Genomic DNA, 22,799 nt, shown 5'->3' with positions numbered 1-22,799 from the left:
GAATGGCGGTAGGCACCACGCGCGGCAAGCGGAAGCTCGGTGCCCTCATGGAGGGCTATCTGGCGCAGTCGGGGATCAAGGCCGACAAGGTCATCAAGGAAGTGCGCACCTCGCGCTCGACCTGGAACCGCATGATCGCCGGTGAAGCCCGACCGAGATGGGCCACCTTCATCGCCATCCTCGCGGTGATGGAGGTCGGCGAGGAGGATCGCAAGCGCGCCGTGGCGCTCTGGGAGGTGGCTGACGACGAGGCCGCGCCGATCGAGCACGCCGCTTCGCTGGCCAAGAGCTACCTGCGGTTTCGCCGCGACGAGACCGAGGCCGTCACCGAGCGGTCGGTGGACACCGTGCTGATCCCCGGCATGCTCCAGACGCCCGAGTACGCCCTCGCGCTGGCCATCGGCAACCGGTTCCTGCTGCCGAACGAGAACTGGGAGGAGACGGCCGCCCCGGAGCGCCGGGACAGGCAAGGGTTGCTGCGCAGGGAGCCTGAACCGCTGGTGGTCCATGCGCTGATCGACGAGGCTGCGTTGCGCCGTGAGATCGGCGGCCCGGAGACCATGCACGCCCAGTGGGATCGCTTGCTCACAGCCTCGAAGTTGCCCAACGTGACGATCCAGGCGATCCAGAACGGCGCTGGTGCATATGGCGCGCTGTCCGGGACACTGACGATCTTCGACTTCCCGGATGACCTGGGGGCGGCCTATGTGGACAGCCTCATCGGGCTGAGCCCGGTGGAGGACGCAGACGGGGTCGCACGGTTCCGGGCTGTGTGGGACGACGCGGTGGGTCGCGCGTTGTCGGTCGAGGAGACGGTCGATTTCATTCGGGAACTGAGGAGCGAAGCATGAAGAAGCGGCTGGTCCGGGACGGACGGGTGTTCGTCACTTCGAGCGCCAGCAACACTGGTAGTTCCTGCGTGGGCGTGTCGGTGGGGGTGCAGCAGGCTGGGGTCCTGGACACGAAGAACCCCGGCGGGGACGTGCTGGAGTTCAGCCGGGGGGCGTTCGCGTCCTTCCTGGGCTCGCTCAAGTCCAGCTGAGCTCGACCTGGCCGGCCACGTGCCGGCCGATCTCCAGGGCCGACGTCGCGGCGGGTGAGGGCGCGTTGAGCACGTGCACCTGCCGCGGCGCGGTGTCGATCAGGAAGTCGTCCACCAGCGACCCGTCCGCGCGCATCGCCTGCGCCCGCACCCCGGCCGACGCGCGCACCAGGTCGTCCTCGCGGATCGCGGGCACCAGCCTGGCCAGGCTGCGCGCGAACCGCTTGCGCGACAACGACCGCAGCACCTCCTCGGCACCTGTCCGGGCGAACCTGCGGGCCAGCCGCCACGTGCCGGGGAAGCGGGCCACGTCGGCGAGATCCGCCCCGGACACGTCACGCCAGCGGTAGCCCTCGCGGCGCAGGGCGAGCACCGCGTTCGGGCCCGCGTGCACGCTGCCGTCCAGCATCCGGGTCAGGTGCACGCCCAGGAACGGCAGCGCCGGGTCCGGCACCGGGTAGATCAGGCCGCGCACGAGCCGTCGGCGGTCGGGCCGCAGCTCGTAGTACTCGCCGCGGAACGGCACGATCGCCGCCGACGGCGTCACGCCCGCCAGCCGCGCCACCCGGTCGCTGTGCAGGCCCGCGCAGTTCACCAGCGCATCCGCCCGCACGACCCCGCGCGTCGTGGCCACCTCGACGCCACCGCCGCTGAGGGCGCGCCGGATCGCCAACGCGGGCGTGTGCAGCCGCAGGTCATGCCCGTTCAGCTCGCGCACGAGAGCCGCGCACACGGCCGGGAAGTCGATGATCCCCGTGCTCTCCACCCGCAACGCGGCCACGGCCGCCACCTCGGGCTCGTACTCGCGTGCCTCGTCCACGCCGATCCGCCGGGCGGGCACCCCGTTCGCCTCGGCCCGCTCCGCCAGCGCCGCCAGGCGCGGCACCTCGTCCGGCGAGGTGGCGACGACGAGCTTGCCGCACACGTCCACCGGCACGCCGTGCTCCCGGGCGTAGGCGACGATCGAGGCGTTGCCCGCGACCGACATGCGCGCTTTCAGCGACCCCGGCTTGTAGTACAGGCCCGCGTGGACCACGTTGCTGTTGTGCCCGGTCTGGTGCGCCGCCCAGTGCGGCTCCTTCTCCAGCACCACCACGTCGTGACCGCGCCGGGCCAACTCCCGAGCGGTCGCCAGCCCCACGATCCCGCCACCGATCACCACGACTCGTCGCACAGCGGGAAACGCTAGCCGCCGACGAGTTCGGGCAGCACGTCGGCCGCGACCCGTTCCAGCACGGCCTCGCTGCCCGCGTACACGCCGTCGGCCCGGGGCCAGTGCACGACCAGGTCGGTGAACCCCAGCCCGCGCGCCCGCCCGGCCACCTCGCGGAAGCGCTCCACGCTGGTCAGCGAGTACACCGGGCAGGAATCGGCGTTGAGGTGGAAGTCGATCGACTCCTTGGCCCGCCCGATCCCGGCCAGCACCTCGCGGAACCGGGCGGTCATCGCGGCGACGCCGTCCCACCACTCGTCCTCGTCCTCGGTCTCCGGCCCCGTGGTGACCCAGCCCGTGCCGTACTTCGCGGCGACCGCCATCGCCCTCGGCCCGTTGGCCGCGACCACGAACGGCAGCCTGGGCCGCTGCACGCAGCCCGGCGCGCTCCGGGCGTCGCGGATCTCGTAGTAGTCACCGCTGAACGTGGTCCGGTCCTGCGCCAGCAGCATGTCCAGCGCGGCCACGAACTCCTCGAACCGGCCCTGCCTGCTGCGCGGTGACGTGTCGCCCATCACCTCCGTGTCGTACCCCACACCGCCCGCGCCGACGCCGAGCGTGAAGCGGCCGTCGGAGAGGTCGTCGAGGGCGAGCAGCTCCCGGGAGAACGGCACCGGGTGGCGGAAGTTGGGTGACGCGACCAGCGTGCCGAGCCGGATCGTCCCGGTGGCCGCGGCAGCCGCCGCCAGCGTCGGGACCGCGCCGAACCAGGGTCCGTCGACCAACGAGCGCCAGCCCAGGTGGTCGTAGGTCCAGGCGTGGTGGAAGCCGTACTCCTCGGCGGCCTTCCACTTGTGTTCGGCCATCCACCAGCGGTGTTCGGGCAGGATCACAATCCCTGTGCGCACCCGGCGACGGTAGCCGAGGGGCACGATGGGCAGGTGCAGAGACCTTCCCTTGTGGCATCCGACGTCGACGGCACCCTGCTCACACCCCTCGGCCGGGTCAGCCCGCGCACGGCGGGCATGATCGCCAGGGTGCTGGCGGCCGACGTCCCGTTCGTGCTGGCCACCGGCCGCCCGCCCCGCTGGGTGCCGGAGGTGGCCGACGCCGCGGGCCTGTCCGGCTACGCCGTGTGCTCCAACGGCGCGGTGCTCTACGACATCGGCGCGGACCGCGTCGTCACGGCCGAGCTGCTCACGCCCGAGCAGCTGACCGACCTGGCCGCCGTGCTGGACGAGGCGCTGCCCGGCTGCGCCCTGGCCTCGGAGCGGGTCGGCGAGTCCGCGCGCGGCTCCACCGACCCCGAGTTCATCGCCGACGAGCACTACCTGCACCCGTGGGGCGACGGCGCCCAGCCGCTGCCCGGTCACCAGCGGGCGCAGCTGGTCGGCAAGCCGGCGGTGAAACTGCTGGTCAGGCACTCGAACATGGCCTCGGACGAGATGGCGCGGGCGGTCGGTCCACTGGTCGGCGACTCCGTGGCGATGACCTGGTCGACCAACGAGGGCCTGCTGGAGTTCGCCGCGCCCGGCGTGACGAAGGCGTCCGGCCTGGCCGCCGTCGCCGAACGCCTCGGCGTGCCCGCGAGCGGTGTGCTGACGTTCGGCGACATGCCCAACGACGTCCCCATGCTCACGTGGGCGGGCCACGGTGTGGCCATGGCCAACGCGCACCAGGACGCCCTGGACGCCGCCGACGAGGTCACCGCGGCCAACTCCGAGGACGGGGTCGCACTGGTGCTGGAGCGGTGGTTCTAGGCTGCCCGTGACGACTCGACCCCACACCCCACCCCGATCCACCCACACTGGAGAGACACCCGTGCGCGCACTCGTGACCGGCGGAGCCGGCTTCATCGGTTCAACCCTGGTCGACAGGCTCCTGAGGGACGGGCACGAGGTGCACGTCGTCGACGACCTCAGCCGCGGCAAGCGGACGGAACCGGCCGACCCCGCCCACGCCGACCGCTACTCGTTCTCGCGGGTCGACATCACCTCGCCGGAGCTGGCCGACGTCGTGGCCTCGTTCGGCCCCGAGGTGGTGTTCCACCTGGCCGCGCAGATCGACGTGCGCGTGTCCGTGGCCGACCCGCTGCTCGACGCCAACAAGAACGTGCTCGGCACGGTGAACCTGGCCGAGGCCGCCCGTCGCGCGGGCGTGCGCAAGGTGCTGTTCGCCTCGTCCGGCGGCTCGATCTACGGCACCCCCGAGGTGCTGCCGGTCGCCGAGTCGACCCCGATCAACCCGAAGTCGCCCTACGCGGCGTCCAAGGTGTCCGGCGAGGTGTACCTGAACACCTACCGGCAGCTGTACGGCCTGGAGTGCACGCACCTGGCGCTGGCCAACGTCTACGGGCCGCGGCAGGACCCGCACGGCGAGGCGGGCGTGGTGGCCATCTTCGCGTCCGCGCTGCTCGCGGGCCGTCCGACGAAGGTGTTCGGCGACGGCGGCAACACGCGCGACTACGTGTTCGTGGAGGACGTCGTGTCGGCGTTCATCGCGGCCTCCGGCGAGGCGGGCGGCGGCCGGCGCTACAACATCGGCACCGCGCACCAGGTGTCCGACCGCGAGCTGCACACCCTCGTCGCGCAGGCGGCGGGCGTGGCCGACGACCCCGAGTTCGCGCCGGCCCGGCTCGGCGACCTGCGGGCGTCGGCCATCGACCCGTCGCTGGCGCAGGCGGAACTGGGCTGGAAGCCCGAGGTGGACATCGCCACGGGCGTGCGGCTGACCGTGGACTACTTCCGCGCGCTGGAGAGCTGACCGAGCCGGCGGAGACGACGCGACGACGGACGGGCCGGTCCTCCCCGGCAGGGAGTGACCGGCCCGTCCGCGTTCGTCGGTGCCAGGAGGTGGTCGGTGTCAGGAGGTGTGAGCGGGGTCCTCGACGCGCTCGACGGCCTCGACGACCGCGGGCGAGTCCTTGACCTCGGGAGCCTCCGCGTTGCGCAGCGCGATGGCGCGGGCCAGGCGCGCGTAGCGGAGCTCCAGCTCCTTGAACCGCAGGTAGGTGTTGATGGTCTGGAAGCCGAAGGCCACGACCAGGGCGTAGAGCAGCAGGTCGGTGCCGCGGCCGACGCCGACGAGCTCGGCGACCTTCGACACCTCGACCGGCCTGATGACGGCGACGACCGCCAGCACCAGGAACAGCAGGAAGCCGATCTTGACGCCGGCCGCGGTCTTGGTCGTGCCGTGGTTCTTGAGGAAGAACACCAGCAGCACGATGACCGCGGCGATGAGCAGGAACTGGATCAGCATGTCAGCGCCTGGACCCCGTCTTGAGAGCCGAGTCGAACAGGATGTTCACGCCGTTGATGAGCGACTGGCCCTTGGACATCGAGTACTCCGTGTAGAGGATCTCGACCTGCTCCTCGGTGACCCGCCACCCGCGCTGCGAGATCATGTCGACGATCTGCGACGCGTGGCCCATGCCGTTCAGCGTGATGCGGAGCTCGTCCGCCACCTTCTTGTTGAACACCCGCAGCCCGTTGTGCGCGTCCGACAGCTTCAGCTTGCGCAGCTTGGGGCTGACGGCCACCACGGTCTTGAGCACCACGCGCTTGATCAGCGGGATGTGCGAGTCGTCGCCCTTGAACCGGGTGCCGACGATGATGTCGACCGGCTCGGCGCGCAGCCGGTCCAGCATCCGCACCACGTCCGCGACCTGGTGCTGGCCGTCGGCGTCGAACGTCACGAAGTACTCGGCGCCCGGTTGTTCGCGGGCGTACTCGACGCCCGTCTGGATCGCCGCGCCCTGGCCGAGGTTGACCGGGTGCTGCACCAGGTGAGCGCCCGTGCCGCGGATCGCGTCCGCTGAGCCGTCCCGGCTACCGTCGTCGACGCACACGATGTTCGGGAACGTCTGGAGCGCGTTGCGCACCACGTCCGCGATCACCTGCGCTTCGTTGTAGACGGGCACGACCAGCCATACGTCAGACTGGTCCGCCACGGCGGCCTCCCTGGCGAGTGAGTCGGATGGGGTTTCGCAGACAGGCTAGCGCGCGGACCGGTCCCCGCCGTCGCCGACCAGCATTGCGGCGAACTCGGCGATGGTCCGGTCCCACGAGAAGCGCTCGCGGGTGATCTCGCCGAGCTTGGCCGCCCGCGCCTCGCGCTCCGGGTCGGTGACGGCCGTCTCCAGGGCGACGGCGAGCGCGCCGGGGTCGCGCGCGGGCACGAGCCAGCCGGTCACGCCGTTGTCCACGATCTCGGCCGTGCCGCCGACGTCGGTGGCCACGACCGTGCAGCCCATGGCCGCCGCCTCCAGCACGGTGGTCGGCAGGCCCTCGGTCCAGCTCGGGTTGACGAACAGCGAGGCCGAGGACATCTCGCGCAGCGCCGTGTCGTGGTCGACCTCGCCGAGGAACCGCACGTGCTCCTCCAGGCCGAGCCGCGCCACCTGGGCCCGCAGGTCCGCCGCGGCCGGGCCGTCGCCGCACAGCCGCAGCTTCAGCGGCACGCCCCGGCGGTGCAGGGCGGCGGTGGCGGTGAGCAGGTCGGCCACGCCCTTGCCGTTGATGAGCCTGCCCACGTAGCAGGCCACCGGGCTCTCGTCGTCCGGGCGGCGGGCCACCACGCCCTCCGGCAGCTCGATGCCCCGGTACAGCACCTTCGCCTCGCGCTTGGCCAGGTCGCGGACGAACCGCGCGGCCGACTGCGACACGGCCACCACGGCGTCCGCCCAGCGCAGCACGGGCTGGCTGGTGAGCGTGTCGACGGTGGCGGCGACGAACCGGACGAACCAGCCGCCGCTCTGCACCGGGCTCGACCCGTGCTCGACGTGCAGCCGGCGCAGCCCGGCCCGCTTGGCGAACAGCGACGCCCACAGGTGCGGCCAGTAGAACCGGGTGTGGGTCATCAGCACGGCGTCCGGGCCGCACAGCTCGCGCAGCTTCCGGGTGAAACCCGGGTAGGGCACCGGGTAGTGGGAGATGACCTCGCGACCCGACCAGCGCACGACCGTCCACCGGTCGCTCAGCCGTTCGACCCCCGCCGGCGCGCCGACCGCCGAGGTGAACACCGTGATCCGCAGGTCCGGATCGGCTTCGAGCATGCGCCGGTGGAGCTCGTGCGCGTACGCCTCCACCCCGCCCTTGTGAGGCGGGTAGTAGACCGGCATGTCGACCAAGTGCACGGCCACGAATCTAGGCCCTTTCCCGATGCCCGAGCAGGCCGGCCCAGGCCAGTGCGGCGGCGGTCAGCCACGCCAGCGCCATGCCGAACGCGACGCCCATCACGCCGAACAGGAGGCCGAGGCCCGCCACGAGGGCGATCTCGGTGACGAACTGGACGGTGCGCACCCGCGGTCCGAGCCAGGCCCGGCCGCTCGCCTTGCCCGCGACCAGCGCCGTCTGCGCCGTGGCCAGCAGGAACGCGTACGCCAGGAGCACCAGCACGACCGGCCGCAGGCCTTCCCACGGCGTGCCGAGCGCGGCGGTGAGCAGGTCGGCGGGCGCGACCAGGGCCAGGCCCGCGAACACCAGGCTGACGACCGCCGCCAGCCCGGAGACGAGCATCGGCGCCCGCACGACCTCGCGCGCCGACCGGCCCGCCAGGTGCGCCAGCAGGGCGTTGCTGATGCCGATGAACAGGACGGTGAGCGCGGTCACCGGCACCAGCGCCTTGCGCAGCAGGCCGAGCCCGTCGAGGCCGACCACCCACGCGGTCACGCCGAACGTGGCCCAGGTGCCCGCGGTCAGGTAGACGGCGTCGATGAGGAACCCCGGCAGCAACGACCGCCGGTCGCGCAGCCAGCCGCGCACCGCGCCGACCGCGAACGGACCGCCGGTCAGCCACGCGCAGACCGCCGCCACGGGCACCGCGCTCAACGCCCAGAGCAAGTAGGTGGACGACGTGTCCAGCTCGCCGACGAACATCGCCACGCCGATCGCGCCGAGGAACAGCACGAGCCACGAGCCGTCCAGCGCCAGCGCCCGCAACGGTCGCTGCCGCGCGTAGGAGACGTACCGGCCGTGGTCGAGCACCGCGGTGAACGGCGAGGCCAGCGCCTGGACCAGCAGCAACGTCCGGGCGGGCCCGTCGGACAGCAGCCCGACGACCAGGCACCCGAGTCCGATCGCGAGGCCGAGCAGCAACGACGTCGCCGCCGCGCCGCGCACGCCCCGCGCGTCGCCGGCCGCGACGACCTTCGACACCAGCAGCGGCTCGGCCGCGACCGCGCGGCCCAGGTACCACTGGCCGATCTGCACGATCGCGACCAGCGAGAACACGCCGTACTCGGCGTCGGTCGACAACGGCGCCGCGATCAGCTGAACGGCGAAGGTGATGGCGCTGAAGACCAACTGGTCGAGGGTGACGGCCGACTGGCGCACCGCCGTGCCGGCCACTGCGCGCAGACCGTCGAGCCGTGATCTGTTCGCCGCCGTCACGGGTGTCCTCTTCTTGGGGGTGCCAGAGCGGGCCTTACTGTACGGCGTTGTCCGATCCACCCCCGCAGCAGGAGAACCCCATGCCATCGCCGGTGTCCGTGGTGATCCCGTGCGCGCCCCGGGCGGACTTCCTCGCCGAGACGTTGCGCTCGGTCGCCGAGCAGACCCACCAGGACTGGGAGGTCGTGCTGGTCCTCGACGGCGAGTGCGAGCAGAACCGGGCCGCCGCGCGCACGTTGCCCGACGACCGGGTGCGGGTGCACCTGACGCCCGCGCCGCGCAGCGGGCCCGCCGTCGGCCGCAACATCGGGCTCGACGCGGCCGAGCACGACCTCGTGGCGTTCCTCGACGCCGACGACCTGTGCATGCCGCAACGCCTCGCGCACCAGGTCGCCGTGCTCGAACAGCGGCCGGGCCTGGGGCTGGTCGGCGCGTGGGCCCGGCAGATCGACCCGTCCGGGCAGGTCGTCGGCGAGATGCACTCGGCCATCGGGCCCGAGGTCGCGCGCACCATGCTGCTCTACAACTGCCTCATCACCTCCACGATCGTGGTGCGCAAGGAGCTCGCGGCGCGGGTCGGCGGCTTCGACCCGCGCCTGGTGCGGCTCGAGGACTACGACCTGTGGCTGCGCGTCATGGCGCTGGCGGACGGCGACGTGCTGCCCGAGGAGCTGGTCGGCTACCGCGTGCACCCCGGCCAGTACAGCCGCGGCGCGCTCATGGGCTCCCACACGAAGCTGCTGCGGCGGTCCAAGCAGGCGTTGGCGAAGCGGATCGGGGTCAGCGGGCTCGGCGTCGCCGCCCGGCACGCCGCGTGGCTCGGCGTGCAAGTGGCCCACCGCCGCTGGTGAGGCCCGCGCGGGTAGTCTGCGGTCGCAGCGGGACGGGGCCCCGCTCCTACGCCAAGTGATCGGGTTGCTGACGCGATGAGTGCTGCACTGCTGGTGCTGTTGCTGCTGTGGGTGCCTGGCCTGTTGTTCGGCGCGGCCGTCCGGTTGCGGGGGTGGACGCTCGCCGCCGCGGCCCCGGCGCTGACCTACGGCCTGGTCGCGGTCGGCGGCCTGCTGCTGGGCGAGCTCGGGTTCTCCTGGACGCTGCTCACGTTCGGCGCGTGGACGCTCGCCGCGTCGGCGGTGCTGTTCGCCGTGACCACGCTGGTGCAGCGCCGGTGGCCCGCCCGCGTGGACGACGACGAGCCGCGCGTGTCGCGCCGGGGCCACCTGGTGGTCGGCGCGGGCGTGGCCGTCGGCCTCGCGGTCGGCGCGGTCACGTTCCTGCGCGGCATCGGCAGCCTGAACCGCCTGGCCCAGGACTGGGACGCGCCGCACCACGGCAACCTCGTGCGCTGGCTCGCCGAGCACCAGACGTCGCTGGTGTCCTCCGCGGGCGCGATCGGCAACCAGCCGGAGAACGCGAACTACTTCTACCCGGCCACCTACCACCAGCTGCTGGCGCTGCTGCTCGACCAGTTCGGCGTCACGCTGCCGCAGCTGCTCAACTCCGGCGCGCTGAGCACCGTGCTGGTGTGGCCGGTCGGCATCGCCGCCATGGGCCTGGCCTGGAAGCTGCCCGCCCGGATGGTCGCGCCCGCCGCCGCCGTGTCCACGTGGTTCTCGCCGTTCCCGTACGACTCGCTGTGGCGCGGGCCGCTGTGGCCCTACGTCGCGGGCATCGCCCTGCTGCCCGCCGTGCTCGCCCTCGCGACCTACCTGATCCGGCCGCGCGGCATCACCGGCCCGGTCGCCATCGCGGTGTCGGTGGCGGCGCTGGTCGGCCTGCAGCCGAGCCTCGCGTTCATCCTCGCCGGCCTGCTCGGCGTGATCTTCCTGGCGTGCGTGTTCCGGCTCGTGCCGATCGACTGGAAGCGGGCCTGGCCGACGTTGGTCGCGATGGGCGTGCTCGGCGTGGTGGCCGCCGTGCCGCTGATCCTGCCGTCGCTCGGCTCGGCGGGCGGCGTGGCCGCCATGGTGTGGCCGTCGGAGGCCACGCCCGCGGGCGCGTTCGGGCAGATGCTCACGTTCTCCGGCGTGGTCGACTTCCCGCAGTGGTGGATCGGCCTGCCGGCGCTGTTCGGCATGGTGATCATGGTCAAGCGCCGGCTCATGGTGTGGATGGCCGGCGTGTGGCTGGCGTTCGGCGGGCTGTACGCGGTCACCGTGTCGCTGGAGGGCGCCGTCATCCAGCGGCTGACCGGCTACTTCTACAACGACCACTGGCGGCTCGCGGTCATGCTGCCGCTGCCCGGCTCCATCGGGTTCGGCGTGGCCGTGGTCGCGCTCGGCACGTGGGTGGTCGCCCGCTACCGGGACCGGGTGCCCGCGCTCGGCCGCTCGCCGTGGGCGCCGGTGGCCGTCAGCGTGGTGTTCTTCCTGCTCATCGGCCTGATCAGTGGCGCGTACGTCGGGCGCAACAGCGCCCGGCTGGCCGGCAACTACCAGAACGGGCCCACCGTCAGCGACGGCGAGCTGGAGGCCTACCGCTGGCTGGCCGGGCGCGTCCGGCCGGGCGAGCGGGTGATGAACGACGTGTTCGACGGCAGCGGCTGGCTGTACGCCATGGCGAAGGTCGAGCCCGTCGAGTGGACGTTCTACGGCACCCCCGCGGGCACGCCGAGCAACTTCCTGACCAAGCACCTCAACGAGCTCGACGAGAACCCCGGGGTGCGCGAGGCCCTGACCGAGCTGAGGGTCCGGTACGTGATCGTCGGCCGGGGTTTCGTGCGCAAGGAGAACCGGATCGCGCCCGGTTTCGTCGGCCTCGACCGCACCCCGGGCTTCGTCGAGGTGTTCCGCAACTCCGATTCGGTGATTTACGAAATCGAAGGCCAGGAGGACGTGCTCGAAGGAGCCGCGGCGGCGGCCGGCCGATGAGCGTATCGACCGATCGGTACCCCACTTTCACCCCATGGGGTGTGGACGGTCGCGTCCGGTCACTGCCGTACCCTCGACTGCTGTGAGCTTCGCTGGATTTGACCTGATCGTCGTCGGTTCCGGGTTCTTCGGCCTGACGGTCGCCGAACGCACCGCATCACAGCTCGACAAGCGCGTGCTCGTGTTGGAACGCCGTGCGCACATCGGTGGCAACGCCTATTCCGAGCCAGAGCCGGAGACGGGCATCGAGGTGCACCGGTACGGCGCGCACCTGTTCCACACGTCCAACAAGCGCGTGTGGGACTACGTCAACCAGTTCACCGAGTTCACCGGGTACCAGCACCGGGTGTTCGCGATGCACGCCGGCCAGGCCTACCAGTTCCCCATGGGCCTGGGCCTCATCTCGCAGTTCGTGGGCCGCTACCTGAGCCCCGAGGAAGCCCGCGCCTGGGTGGCGGAGCACGCCGCCGAGATCGACTCCAAGGACGCGAAGAACCTGGAGGAGAAGGCGATCTCGCTCATCGGTCGCCCGCTCTACGAGGCGTTCGTGCGCGACTACACGGCCAAGCAGTGGCAGACCGACCCGAAGGAGCTGCCCGCGGCGGTCATCAGCCGCCTGCCGGTGCGCTACACCTTCGACAACCGCTACTTCAACGACACCTACGAGGGCCTGCCCGTCGACGGGTACACCGCGTGGCTGGAGCGGATGGCGGACCACCCGAACATCGAGGTGCGGCTCGACACCGACTACTTCGACGTCCGCGACGAGATCCCGGCCGGCACGCCCGTCGTCTACACCGGACCGCTCGACCGCTACTTCGACTACAGCGAGGGCTGGCTCGGCTGGCGCACGCTGGACTTCGAGCAGGAAGTCCTGCCGGTCGGCGACTTCCAGGGCACGCCGGTGATGAACTACAACGACGCCGAGGTGCCGTACACCCGGATCCACGAGTTCCGGCACTTCCACCCCGAGCGCGAGTACCCGTCGGACAAGACGGTCATCGTGCGCGAGTTCTCCCGCGCGGCCGAGAAGGAAGACGAGCCGTACTACCCGATCAACACCGCCGAGGACCGCGCCAAGCTGGAGCGCTACCGCGAGCTCGCGCGGACCGAAGCCGCCGAGCGTAACGTCGTCTTCGGTGGTCGACTGGGCACCTACAAGTACCTGGACATGCACATGGCGATCGGTTCCGCGCTGAGCGTGTTCGACAACAAGATCGCCCCGCACCTGGCCTCCGGTCGGGCGCTGGACGGTTCGCTGGAGGACTGATTCGGTTATGTCGGGCAACTCCACCCTCGTCGAGCACGAGGCACCGGAGAAACTGCTGGCGCAGCGCGGCCTCTTCGCCGGGCCGTCGCAGATCGTCTCGGAGGACCTCTACGCCGAGATCTCCCAGGGCATCGCCGACCGCGAGCGGCACCGCATGGTCGTGCACCCGCACGCCACGGTGTCCATGAACACCTACTTCGGCCGGTTCCCGGCCACCTACTGGCAGCGGTGGTGCGTCAGCGCCGAGGTGGAGCTGAGCCTGACGCTGACCGGTTCCGGCACGGTCTCGGTCGTGGCCTCCGACGCGGAGGGCGAGTCCCGGACCATCGTCGCCGAGCAGGTCTCGGAGGCGCGGGGCCAGGTCGTCACGCTGACGGCCAGGATCGACAAGTTCACCGACGGCGGCGCGCTGTGGTTCGACGTCGTCACCGGTGAGCACCAGCTGGTCGTCGAGCACGCCCGGTGGACGGTCGCCCCGCCCAAGCGGGTCCGGCCGACCGCGGTCGTGATCTGCACGTTCAACCGGGTCGAGGACTGCCTCAACACCATGGCGGCCCTCGCGTCCGACCACGAGCCGCTGAGCCTGGTCGACGCGATCTACGTGGTGGACCAGGGCAGCGACCCGGTCGAGTCGCGGCCCCGGTTCGCCGAGGTCGCCGCCGCGCTCGGCGACAAGCTGCGCTACATCCGCCAGCCCAACCTCGGCGGCGCCGGCGGCTTCACCCGCGGCCTGTACCAGGTCATGGAGGTCGACCACGCCGAGCACGCCAACGTGCTCTTCATGGACGACGACGTGCTGTGCGAGCCGGAGATCGTGGTCCGCACGACCGCGTTCGCCAACCGCACCGCGCAGCCGGTCATCGTCGGCGGCCAGATGCTGTACCTGCTGCACCCGAACCACCTGCACGTGGGCGCGGAGTACGCCAACCTCGACACGCTGGCCCCGGGCCAGGTCGTCGACGGCGCCCTGCACGACGCCGACCTCACCGGGTACGACGAGGAGACCGGCAAGCGCAACGTGCAGGACCGCCGGGTCGACGCGGGCTACAACGGCTGGTGGTCGTGCCTGATCCCGTCGGAGATCGTCAAGGCGGTCGGCTACCCGCTGCCGCTGTTCTTCCAGTGGGACGACATCGAGTACGGCTACCGCGCGCGGGCCCACGGGTTCGCCACGGTCACGCTGCCCGGCGCGGGCGTGTGGCACGCCGACTTCCACTGGAAGGACTGGGACGACTGGCACCGGTACTTCAACCTGCGCAACGCCCTGATCACCTCGGCGCTGCACAGCCAGTTCGACCCGAAGCGGATCTGCCGGTCCATGGCGGCCCAGCTCGCCACCTACCTCGTCGGCATGCAGTACGGCCTGGCGGCGACCCAGCTCAAGGCCATCGAGGACTTCCTCAAGGGCCCCGAGATGCTGCGTGACGGTGGCGTCCAGGCGGCGGCGGACATCCGCAAGCTGCGCGCCGAGTACCCCGAGACGGTCAAGCACCCGGCGTCGGAGGTGCCCGGCATCTCCTCCGGCGACCTGCCGCTGATCACGGCTCCGCCCGCGCCGCGGCTGTTCGCGCCGGTGCTGGCCAAGCGCGTGGTCAACCAGCTGCTCGGCCGCAGCGTGCACGACGTCGGCGCGGTGGCCGCGGGCGACTCGGCGTGGTGGCACGTGTCGCTGTTCAACACCGCCGTGGTCACCGACGCGTCCCAGGAGGGCGTGCGGGTCCGGCGGCGCGACCGCGAGCTGGCCATCCGGCTCGGCAAGCAGGGCACCAAGCTGCTCAAGGAGCTCTACCAGCGTGCTCCCGAGATGCAGCGCGCCTACCGCGATGCGATGGGCGAGCTGACCAGCCGCGAGAACTGGCGGCGGTTGTACGACCTGTGACCGGTGAGGCGGGGCGGCCCTGAGCGGTCGCCCCGCTTCGCTTCTCCCACGTCTTTCTCACGCGCTTCTCACCGGGGGACCTTCAGTGGACGCAGTGCACCGGATCATCCTGCCGAGGGACGACGACCCGCTCGACGTCCGGCCGATGTACCTGGACGAGCCGGAGAACGTGCACTGCCAGGTCGACTCCCGGCGCGGGCTGACCGTGCCCGAGCACGCCAAGGTGTCGTTCGCGACGTACTTCAACGCGTTCCCGGCCAGCTACTGGAAGCGGTGGACGGTCGTCGACGAGGTCGTGCTGCGGATGCGCGTGCGCGGCTCCGGCCGGATCGACGTGTACCGGTCCAAGCCGAGCGGCGACGTCGTGCACCTGGAGGGCTCGTTCGTCCGGGACGCGGCGGACTGGACGTCGCTGGAGTTCCCGGTGTCGCTGCGGCCGTTCGAGGACGGCGGGCTGATCTGGTTCGACGCGTTCACGCACGAGGCGTCGCTGGAGATCCAGGACGCCGAGTGGGCCGTGCGGTCGCCGTTGCCGCCGAAGAAGGTCGCGGTCAGCATCACCACCATGCGCCCGCACGACGCGGTGGAGGCGCTGCGGGCGCTGGGCAGCGACCCGGCCGTGCTCGACGTCGTGAGCAACGTCTTCGTGGCCGACCAGGGCGCGGTGAAGGTGCGCTCGGTGGCGGGCTTCGCGGAGGCGGAGGCCGGGCTCGGCGGCCGGCTGGAGGTCATCGAGCAGGACAACCTCGGCGGCGCGGGCGGGTTCACCCGGGGCATGTTCGAGGCGGTCGAGCACACCGACGCCGACCAGATCATGCTGATGGACGACGACATCCGCCTGGAGCCGGAGGCCGTGCTGCGGTCCAACGCGTTCGCGCGGGCGGCGGCCTCGCCGGTCATCGTCGGCAGCCACATGCTGAACCTGCAGGCCAGGACCAGGATCCACAGCACGGCGGAGATCGTCGACCTCGGCACGTGCTTCTGGCGGGCCGCGCCCGGCGCGGTCACCGACCACGACTTCGCCACCTCGTCGCTGCGCGAGACGCCCGAGCTGCACCCCAGGGTCGACGCCACCTACAACGGCTGGTGGATGTGCCTGTTCCCGCGCGAGGTGGTGGAGCGGACCGGCTACCCGCTGCCGCTGTTCATCAAGTGGGACGACGCCGAGTACTCGTTGCGGGCGCTGGAGCACGGCTACCCGACGGTGTCGCTGCCGGGTTCGGCGGTGTGGCACATGCCGTGGACGGACAAGAACGACTCGACCGACTGGCAGGCCTACTTCCACACCCGCAACCGCCTGGTGCTGGCCGCGCTGCACAGCCCGTACGACGTGCGGAACGGGATCGTGAAGCACGGGTTGAAGCTGTCGCTGCGGCACCTGCTGTCCATGGAGTACTCCACCGTGGCGTTGCAGCAGAAGGCGATCGAGGACTTCCTGGCGGGCCCGGCCGGCCTGTTCGACTCGCTGCGCACGGCGTTGCCGATGGTGCGCGCGATGCGCGAGGAGTACAGCGACGCCCGGCGCCTGGAGTCGGCCCGGGAGTTCCCGCCGCCGACGTTCGACATGGTGCGCGCGGAGGCGCTGCTGCGGCCGTCGAAGGGCAAGGCGACCATCGCGGTGCGCGCGGCGAAGTCCGTCCTGCACAACCTGCGCCCCCCGCAGGCGTCCGCCGGCGACCGCCCGCAGCTCAACGTGCCCGCCCTGAACGCCCGCTGGTTCCTGCTCGGCAACCTGGACAGCGCCACGGTGTCCACGGCGGACGGCACCGGCGTCGCGTTCTACAAGCGCGACCCGGAGCAGTTCCGCACCCTGATGGCGCGGGCCGTGCGCAACTACCGGCGGTTGGGCAGGGAGTGGCCGAGGCTGCGCCGCCTGTACCGCGACGCCCTGCCGGAGCTGACCTCGGCCGAGCAGTGGCGGAAGGCTTTCGAGAACCGCTGACCGTGCTCCCGCACGCTGTCGGGTCGGGCTCGCTGTCGTCGATCGCGATGGTCGGGGCGAGCGCGGCGCGCTACGGAGCTTGATCGGTTCCGGCCGTCTTCTTGCGCCGCCGCGGTTCCGCCGAGCGCGGCGGCGTCCGACGCATGTGGTCCCGCGCGCGGGCCAGGACATCGGCGAGCGCCTCGATGTCGGAGCGGGACAGCGGGGCGAACAGCAGGTCGTCGAGGACGGCGACGTGACCGGGGAAGACCCCGGCGAGCACGGACCGTCCTTCCTCGGTGATGGTGACGGTGGTGCTGCGCTCGTCATCCGAGGACGGCGTCCGGGTCACGAGGCCCCGCTTCTCCAGCGTCTGCGCCTGGTAGGTCAGTCCGCTGCGGCTGTACACGACACCGTCGGCCAGATCGGTCATCCGCCGACTGCCCGTCGGGGAGTCGCCGAGCGTGGCCAGGAGCTGGAACTGCACGTAGCTGAGATCGCCGGCATCCCGCAACTGCTGCTCGACGGCGTGCTTCAGCAGGCTGCTCGCCTCGATGAGGGCGAAGTACGCGCCCAGCTGCGTGGCGTCCGGGCGGGGCGGCGGGGTCATGGTCCGAGCCTATCAGTGCTTCCAACTCGAAGCAGTTGCTTCGAAGTCGAAGCAGTGTTACGGTGATCCCAGTTGCTTCGACTTCGAAGCACATCACCGGAGGGTCGACATCATGAAGGCAGTGCGGTTCCACGAAACGGGCGGCCCGGAAGTCCTGCGCTACGAAGACGTCGACCAGCCGGTCCCCGGCGCGGGTCAGGTGCGCATCCGGGTCGCGGGGTCCGCCTACAACCCGGCCGACGGCGGCATCCGCGGCGGCTTCCTGCCGATCCCGATCACGCTGCCGCACGTCCCGGGGTACGACGTCTCCGGCACGATCGACGCGCTCGGGGACGGCGTGGAAGGCCTCGCCGTGGGCGAGGACGTCATCGGGCTCATCCCCATGACCGCCGACGGCTCGGCCGCGCAGTACGTCGTCGCCCCCGCCGAGGTGCTGGTGAAGGCTCCCACCACCATTCCGGCGGCGGATGCCGCAGGGCTGCCGTCGGTCGGGCTCACCGCCTCACAGGCGCTCTTCGAGGCGGGCGGGCTCACGGCCGGCCAGCGCCTGCTGATCAACGGTGCCGGCGGCCCCGTGGGCGGGTACGCCGTGCAGTTGGCCAAGCGCGCAGGCGCCTACGTCATCGCTACCGCGAGCCCGCGCAGCAGCGAGATCGTCAAGGCGGCCGGCGCGGACGAGATCATCGACCACACGGCCACCTCGGTGCTCGACGCGGTGACCGAACCCGTCGACGTGCTGCTCAACCTGGCCCCGATCACCCCTGACGGGTTCAAGGCCCTGGTCGCACGGGTCCGCGACGGCGGCGTGGTCGTCTCCACGACACCGACCGTCCCGACGCCCGGCGACGAGGAGCGGAACGTGCGCGCGGCCACGATCTTCGTCCACCCCGACGCGGACGTGCTCTCGGGCCTGGTCGACCTCGTCGACCGCGGTGAGCTCCACGTCGGGATCGCCCGGCGCGTGCCGCTGAGCGAGCTGCCCGCGATCCACCGGCAGGCCGCCGCGGGGGAGGTCCACGGCAAGGTCGTGGCCGTCCCGCCCGCCGCCTGACGATCCGGAGGTCGCCGTCATGCCCGAGCCCCATCGGCGGGGGCCGGCGGCGACTACTCGAAGTGCGCGGCTACGACGTGGCTGAAGTTGACCACGAACTCCTTGTCGTCGGCGGTCCGGATGGACTGGGTGTGGCCATTGCGCACGACCTGGATCAACCTCGACCCGAGATCCTCGGCGGTCTCCGCGGAAACCTTGATCGAGATCGGGTTCGGGTTCGCGGCCAGGTGCAGGACCAGTGCCGTCTTACGCGCTTCAGATGTCATGGCACCCAGCCCACCACTGGCCACCTGACCAGGCAAGACGGGTTCGCCGTCAGCGATTCCGCGCCGAGCTGAACCTGGCCTTCACTTGCGGAAGAAGCGCTCCCGCTGACCCAGGCGCACGAGCTTCAACCACTCCAGGAACGCCTTCGGGTCGCGCCGCACGCCGATGAAGTACAGCCCGAACCGGAACGCCTCCAGCAGGCCCAGCTTCCGCATGCCGGGCTGCGCCAGCAGGTAACCCCGGTTGCGGTAGGTGTAGTAGCGCTTGATCTCGTTCTCCGGGTCCTGCGCGTGGAACCGGCCGCCGAGCATCGGCTTGAACTCGTCCGACCCGTCGGGGTGCAGGTAGGCGACCTTCAACGAGGTGCCGAACGGCAGGCCGGTGCGCACCAGCCGCCGGTGGATCTCCACCTCGTCGCCCCGGAAGAACAGCCGGTAGTCCGGCACGCCGATGACGTCCACCGTGGACGCCTTGAACAGCGCCCCGTTGAACAGCGACGCGATGCCCGGCAGGAAGTCGGTGCCCAGCTCGGCCGCGTTCCGCTTCCACGTCAACCCGCGCCGCAAGGGGAACGCGAGCTTCTCCGGCCGCTCGATGTTCGTCACCACCGGCGAGATCGCGGCCAGCTTGCGCCGCTGCGCCTCCTCCAGCAGCACGGCGAGCACGGTCTCGTCGGCGGGCCGCCCGTCGTCGTCGGCGAGCCACAGCCAGTCCGCGCCCAGCGACAGCGCGTGCAGCATCCCCAGCGCGAACCCGCCCGCGCCGCCCAGGTTGCGGTGCGAGGCGAGGTAGGTGGTCGGGATCGGGCACTGCGCGACCAGGTCGTCCACCGGCTGGTCGGGCCCGTTGTCGACGACCACCAGGTGGTCGAGCGGCCGGGTCTGCGACGCCAGCACCTTCAACGAGTCGGCCAGCAGCTCGCGCCGGTGCCGGGTCACCACGACACCGACGACGGAGCCCTGCGGCAGTGCGCCCACGACGCTCACCTACTCGCCACCGTTCCCGCTCAGCACCCGCGGCTGACCGATCCGCTCCAGCGTCTCCGGGGCCATGTTCTCGAACGGGTCACGTCCCTTGTAGGAGGTGAGCACGTCCCGGAGCGACCCTTGCATCTTGACACTGCCTTCGTCCATCCAGATCGCCGTGGTGCAGAACTCGGCGAGGAAGTCGTCGGAGTGGTTCGCGAACACCAGGATGCCCGACCGCTTGACCAGGTCGTTCATCCGGTCCCGCGCCTTGGCCATGAACGCGGCGTCGACCGCGCCGATGCCCTCGTCCAGGATCAGGATCTCCGGGTCGATCGACGTCACGATGCCCAGCGCCAGCCGCACGCGCATGCCCGTCGAGTAGGTGCGCAGCGGCATCTGCAGGTAGTCGCCGAGCTCGGTGAACTCGGTGATGTCGTCGACCCGCTTCTCCATCTCCTTGCGGCTCATGCCGAGGAAGAGGCCGCGGATCATGATGTTCTCGTACCCGGAGATCTCCGGGTCCATGCCGACGCCGAGGTCGAACACGGGCGCGACCTTGCCGACGACGCGCGAGCTGCCCCGCGTGGGCTCGTAGATGCCCGCGAGCAGCCGCAGCAGCGTCGACTTGCCGGCGCCGTTGTGGCCGACGAGGCCGACCCGGTCACCGTGCCGCAGCGAGATGTTGATGTCGTGCAGGGCTTCGATGATCGGGACGCGGCCCTCGGAGCCGATCTTGCCGCCGACCTTGCCCAGCGCGAGCTTCTTCAGCGACCTCGACTTGGCGTCGAAGATCGGGAAGTCGACCGAGGCGTTCCAGACGTCGATGCTGACCATGATGTGTTTGCGGCCTCACTCAGACCCAGTAGGAGACGCGGGCACGGTAGTTCCGCATCGCGATCAGCGCCAGTCCCCAGCCCACGACCGTGAACGCGCCGACGACCACCCAGTGGTGCCAGTCCTGCACGTGGCCGAGCATGGGGGCGCGGACGATCTCCACGTAGTGGTAGATCGGGTTCAGCTCGGCGATCAGCATGCGCCAGCCGCCGTCCTCGCCCTCTTGGGCGTTGGTGACCTTGTTGAGCACGCCGACGTGCCACACGATCGGCGTCATGAAGAAGATCAGGTTGATGAAGCTGCTGATCACCGGCGGGATGTCGCGGAACCGGGTGCTGATGATGCCGAACAGCAGCGCGACCCACACCGCGTTGACCACCACGAGGGCGAGGGCGGGGATGGCCAACAGCACGGTCCACGACAGGCCGGGCTGCAGGATCTTGTCGCCTTCCATCCGGTAGGGCTCGGTCAGCGTCGGGAAGAAGATCGCGACGACGACCAGGTAGACGACCAGGTTGTGGAAGAGGAACAGCGTCTGGCGCCACACCATGCGCAGCACGTGCACCGTGATGGGCGCGGGCAGGTGCTTGATCAGGCCCTCGTTGGCGATGAAGACCTCGGTGCCCTCGGTGACCACGCCGAGGACGAAGTGCCAGATGATGAACCCCGCCGTGACGTACGGCAGGAACGTGCCCAGCTCCTGGTTGAACAGCTGGGAGTAGAGCAGGCCGAGCGCGAGCGCCGTCGTGCCCATGGAGATCGTGATCCACAGCGGGCCGATGACCGACCGGCGGTACCGCTGCTTGATGTCCTGCCACCCCAGGTGGCCCCACAGCTCCCGCTGCCGCCAGGCGTCGCGCACGTCGCCGAACGCGCGCGCGAAGGTGCGCGAGTTGGGTGCCAGGGGAGCGGGGGGTCGCTCGACCGTACTGGTGGGTTGCACGAGTAAGGAGACTACCGGCGACGGGGTGGTGACCCTGTCGCCGGGCTGTCACGGTGCGGTCACCCCTGCTGCGGAGCCCCCGGCACCCCGGTCACCTTCATGATCACCTGTTCGTGATCGTACGTGTACCCGCAGTAGTCGAACTCGATCCCGGTGCGCGCGACGTACTCGGTCCACGCCTTGTGCTCGTGGTCCCGCCAGCCCGGGTAGTTGAAGTACTCGTCGAAGACGATCACGCTGCCGGGCACCAGCCGGGGGCCGACGAGGTCCAGCACGGTCCTGGTCGACGAGTACAGGTCGCAGTCGACGTGCAGGAACGACACCGGGCCGGTGTGCTCCTCGAGGAAGCCGGGCAGGGTGTCGTCGAACCAGCCGACGACCAGCTCCGCGCCGTCCACGTCGGGCAGGCCGTCCATGCCGAACAGGCCGGCCGGGAAGCCGTTGCGCCAGTCCTCGGGCAGGCCCTCGAACGAGTCGAAGCCGTACACGTCGCGGCCGTCGAACGCGGTGGCGATCAGCTTCAGCGTGCCGCCGGTGTAGACGCCGAACTCCAGCGCCATGCCCTCGGCCGAGACCAGGCCGAGGGCGTGCTCCAGGGTGGCGTGCGGGTGGCCGAAGTGCGGCGCGGTGGGCAGGTGCTCGCGGATGAACCGCGCGCTCTCCTTGGCCGCTTCCTGCTCGCCGGCGAACACCAGGTCGCGCCGGGCCCGGATCTCGTACTGGATCGTCGCGTCGACCGCGCGGTCCGCCTGCCTGCGCAGCTCCTCCACCTGCTCCTGGAGCTGGGCGATCCGCTCGGCCTGCTCCCGGTGGTAGGGGCGCACCGCGTCGTCGATGACCCGCAGGATCTTGCCGCGCACGCGCTTGCGGACCTCGTCGACGATCGGGCTGTGCCGGACTTTGTCGAGCACCTGTCGGCTCCTCTCGCGGGTGTGGCGGTGAACACGGTCGGGCAGCGCGGTGCCCGTTGTCCAGCCCCGCGACCTCAACGCCGCACCGGAACGTTACAAGTACTGACCAGTCCCCCGGATGTGCGGACCGCCCTCGTGGTCGGCGCCGCCGGAGCCGGCGGGCAGGGCACGGCCGCGCATCTGCTCCAACTGGACGCGGGCTGCCATCTGCTGGGCGAACAGGGCCGTCTGGATGCCGTGGAACAGGCCCTCCAACCAGCCTACGAGCTGCGCCTGGGCGATCCGGAGCTCCGCGTCGGACGGGGTGCCCTCCTCTGTGAACGGCAGGGAGAGCCGCTCCAGCTCGTCGCGCAGCTCCGGCGCCAGCCCGTCCTCCAGCTCGTCGATGGACCGCTTGTGGATCTCCTTGAGGCGGTTGCGGCTGGCCTCGTCGAGCGGCGCCGCGCGCACCTCCTCCAGCAGCTGCTTGATCATCGTGCCGATGCGCATGACCTTCGCCGGCTGCTCGACCAGGTCGGTCACGTCCTGACCGCCCGCGTCCTCGCCGGACGGCACCCGCGCGGTCCCCACCGGCGTGCCGTCCGGACCGACCACGACCACGTGCCGCTCGTTCTCCAGCTGATCATCTCGGGGTGCCTCGCTCATGCGTCCCATCCTGGCCCGATCGGGTGGCGGACGCCGAACCGGGTCA

At 71.0% G+C, this 22,799-nt stretch carries 23 protein-coding genes; 10 read left to right on the top strand and 13 right to left on the bottom strand.

Annotation, left to right across the window (positions count from 1 at the left end; all coding sequences use genetic code 11):
- Positions 1-2: 2 nt before the first annotated feature.
- Positions 3-851 (top strand): DUF5753 domain-containing protein, encoded by an 849-nt coding sequence (locus tag LNK82_RS24620; protein ID WP_230569362.1) that lies wholly within the window; start codon positions 3-5, stop codon positions 849-851.
- The gene (locus LNK82_RS24615; RefSeq protein WP_230569361.1) at positions 848-1,042 is read left to right on the top strand and encodes a DUF397 domain-containing protein; all 195 of its coding nucleotides are present in this window, start codon (positions 848-850) and stop codon (positions 1,040-1,042) included. Before LNK82_RS24620 ends, LNK82_RS24615 begins: the two co-directional genes overlap by 4 nt.
- Here LNK82_RS24615 and lhgD read toward each other — a convergent pair.
- The gene (gene lhgD / locus LNK82_RS24610) at positions 1,029-2,216 is read right to left on the bottom strand and encodes an L-2-hydroxyglutarate dehydrogenase (protein WP_230569360.1); all 1,188 of its coding nucleotides are present in this window, start codon (positions 2,214-2,216) and stop codon (positions 1,029-1,031) included. The two genes, LNK82_RS24615 and lhgD, sit on opposite strands and share 14 nt — an antisense overlap.
- Positions 2,217-2,227: 11 nt before the next feature.
- Positions 2,228-3,103: an LLM class flavin-dependent oxidoreductase gene (locus LNK82_RS24605; protein WP_230569359.1), complete on the bottom strand. Its 876-nt coding sequence runs from the start codon at positions 3,101-3,103 to the stop codon at positions 2,228-2,230.
- A 33-nt stretch (positions 3,104-3,136) separates the two neighbouring features.
- Here LNK82_RS24605 and LNK82_RS24600 point away from each other — a divergent pair, with 33 nt between their 5' ends.
- Positions 3,137-3,955, top strand: coding sequence for an HAD family hydrolase (locus LNK82_RS24600; RefSeq protein ID WP_230569358.1), 819 nt, complete (start codon positions 3,137-3,139; stop codon positions 3,953-3,955).
- Between the two features lie 61 nt (positions 3,956-4,016).
- Positions 4,017-4,958, top strand: coding sequence for an NAD-dependent epimerase/dehydratase family protein (locus LNK82_RS24595; protein ID WP_230569357.1), 942 nt, complete (start codon positions 4,017-4,019; stop codon positions 4,956-4,958).
- A 99-nt stretch (positions 4,959-5,057) separates the two neighbouring features.
- Here the strand turns inward: LNK82_RS24595 and LNK82_RS24590 are convergent, their stop codons facing one another.
- The 4 genes from LNK82_RS24590 to LNK82_RS24575 are packed head-to-tail and all read right to left on the bottom strand — an operon-like array spanning position 5,058 to position 8,584.
- Positions 5,058-5,453 carry a DUF2304 domain-containing protein gene (locus LNK82_RS24590; protein WP_230569356.1) on the bottom strand — a complete coding sequence of 132 codons (396 nt, stop codon included), beginning with the start codon at positions 5,451-5,453 and terminating at the stop codon, positions 5,058-5,060.
- A 1-nt stretch (position 5,454) separates the two neighbouring features.
- Entirely contained in the window at positions 5,455-6,144 is a 690-nt protein-coding gene (gene ppgS, locus LNK82_RS24585) for a polyprenyl-phospho-N-acetylgalactosaminyl synthase PpgS (protein WP_230569355.1), read from the bottom strand.
- Between the two features lie 45 nt (positions 6,145-6,189).
- Positions 6,190-7,329, bottom strand: a complete 1,140-nt coding sequence (locus LNK82_RS24580) for a glycosyltransferase family 4 protein (RefSeq protein ID WP_230569354.1) — start codon at positions 7,327-7,329, stop codon at positions 6,190-6,192.
- A 10-nt stretch (positions 7,330-7,339) separates the two neighbouring features.
- Entirely contained in the window at positions 7,340-8,584 is a 1,245-nt protein-coding gene (locus LNK82_RS24575) for an MATE family efflux transporter (RefSeq protein ID WP_230569353.1), read from the bottom strand.
- On the opposite strand from LNK82_RS24575, the gene LNK82_RS24570 reads away from it, so the two are divergent.
- The 5 genes from LNK82_RS24570 to LNK82_RS24550 all read left to right on the top strand — a co-directional run bounded on the left by LNK82_RS24570 (position 8,563) and on the right by LNK82_RS24550 (position 16,545).
- Positions 8,563-9,435: a glycosyltransferase family 2 protein gene (locus LNK82_RS24570; RefSeq protein WP_504947828.1), complete on the top strand. Its 873-nt coding sequence runs from the start codon at positions 8,563-8,565 to the stop codon at positions 9,433-9,435. The genes LNK82_RS24575 and LNK82_RS24570 overlap by 22 nt on opposite strands.
- Positions 9,436-9,510: 75 nt before the next feature.
- Positions 9,511-11,454: a DUF6541 family protein gene (locus LNK82_RS24565; RefSeq protein ID WP_230569351.1), complete on the top strand. Its 1,944-nt coding sequence runs from the start codon at positions 9,511-9,513 to the stop codon at positions 11,452-11,454.
- A gap of 34 nt (positions 11,455-11,488) precedes the next feature.
- Entirely contained in the window at positions 11,489-12,724 is a 1,236-nt protein-coding gene (gene glf, locus LNK82_RS24560; RefSeq protein WP_230569350.1) for a UDP-galactopyranose mutase, read from the top strand.
- A 7-nt stretch (positions 12,725-12,731) separates the two neighbouring features.
- Positions 12,732-14,603: a glycosyltransferase gene (locus LNK82_RS24555; protein ID WP_230569349.1), complete on the top strand. Its 1,872-nt coding sequence runs from the start codon at positions 12,732-12,734 to the stop codon at positions 14,601-14,603.
- An 85-nt stretch (positions 14,604-14,688) separates the two neighbouring features.
- Complete coding sequence (locus LNK82_RS24550; protein ID WP_230569348.1) at positions 14,689-16,545, top strand: glycosyltransferase; 1,857 nt, start codon at positions 14,689-14,691, stop codon at positions 16,543-16,545.
- Between the two features lie 70 nt (positions 16,546-16,615).
- Here LNK82_RS24550 and LNK82_RS24545 read toward each other — a convergent pair whose 3' ends face one another.
- A complete protein-coding gene (locus LNK82_RS24545; RefSeq protein ID WP_230569347.1) occupies positions 16,616-17,134 on the bottom strand; it encodes a MarR family winged helix-turn-helix transcriptional regulator in 519 nt (172 codons plus the stop codon).
- 112 nt (positions 17,135-17,246) lie between these two features.
- On the opposite strand from LNK82_RS24545, the gene LNK82_RS24540 reads away from it, so the two are divergent.
- Positions 17,247-18,185 carry an NADP-dependent oxidoreductase gene (locus tag LNK82_RS24540; protein ID WP_230569346.1) on the top strand — a complete coding sequence of 313 codons (939 nt, stop codon included), beginning with the start codon at positions 17,247-17,249 and terminating at the stop codon, positions 18,183-18,185.
- A gap of 53 nt (positions 18,186-18,238) precedes the next feature.
- Here LNK82_RS24540 and LNK82_RS24535 read toward each other — a convergent pair whose 3' ends face one another.
- From LNK82_RS24535 to LNK82_RS24510, 6 genes are all read right to left on the bottom strand, one after another.
- On the bottom strand, positions 18,239-18,451 hold the full coding sequence (locus tag LNK82_RS24535) for a hypothetical protein (RefSeq protein WP_230569345.1): 213 nt from the start codon (positions 18,449-18,451) through the stop codon (positions 18,239-18,241).
- Positions 18,452-18,532: 81 nt separating this feature from the next.
- The gene (glfT1, locus tag LNK82_RS24530; protein WP_230569344.1) at positions 18,533-19,429 is read right to left on the bottom strand and encodes a galactofuranosyltransferase GlfT1; all 897 of its coding nucleotides are present in this window, start codon (positions 19,427-19,429) and stop codon (positions 18,533-18,535) included.
- A gap of 9 nt (positions 19,430-19,438) precedes the next feature.
- Entirely contained in the window at positions 19,439-20,254 is an 816-nt protein-coding gene (wzt, locus tag LNK82_RS24525; RefSeq protein ID WP_230569343.1) for a galactan export ABC transporter ATP-binding subunit Wzt/RfbE, read from the bottom strand.
- Between the two features lie 19 nt (positions 20,255-20,273).
- Positions 20,274-21,197 carry a galactan export ABC transporter permease subunit Wzm/RfbD gene (wzm, locus tag LNK82_RS24520; protein WP_230569342.1) on the bottom strand — a complete coding sequence of 308 codons (924 nt, stop codon included), beginning with the start codon at positions 21,195-21,197 and terminating at the stop codon, positions 20,274-20,276.
- 59 nt (positions 21,198-21,256) lie between these two features.
- Positions 21,257-22,108, bottom strand: a complete 852-nt coding sequence (locus LNK82_RS24515; RefSeq protein WP_230569341.1) for a class I SAM-dependent methyltransferase — start codon at positions 22,106-22,108, stop codon at positions 21,257-21,259.
- A 93-nt stretch (positions 22,109-22,201) separates the two neighbouring features.
- Positions 22,202-22,762 (bottom strand): bacterial proteasome activator family protein, encoded by a 561-nt coding sequence (locus tag LNK82_RS24510; protein WP_372470626.1) that lies wholly within the window; start codon positions 22,760-22,762, stop codon positions 22,202-22,204.
- Positions 22,763-22,799 lie beyond the last annotated feature (37 nt).

Origin of the sequence: Saccharothrix luteola (assembly GCF_020859565.1) — a bacterium.
Taxonomy (GTDB): Bacteria; Actinomycetota; Actinomycetes; order Mycobacteriales; family Pseudonocardiaceae; genus Actinosynnema; species Actinosynnema luteola.
This window is presented reverse-complemented; position numbering and strand designations above follow the sequence as displayed.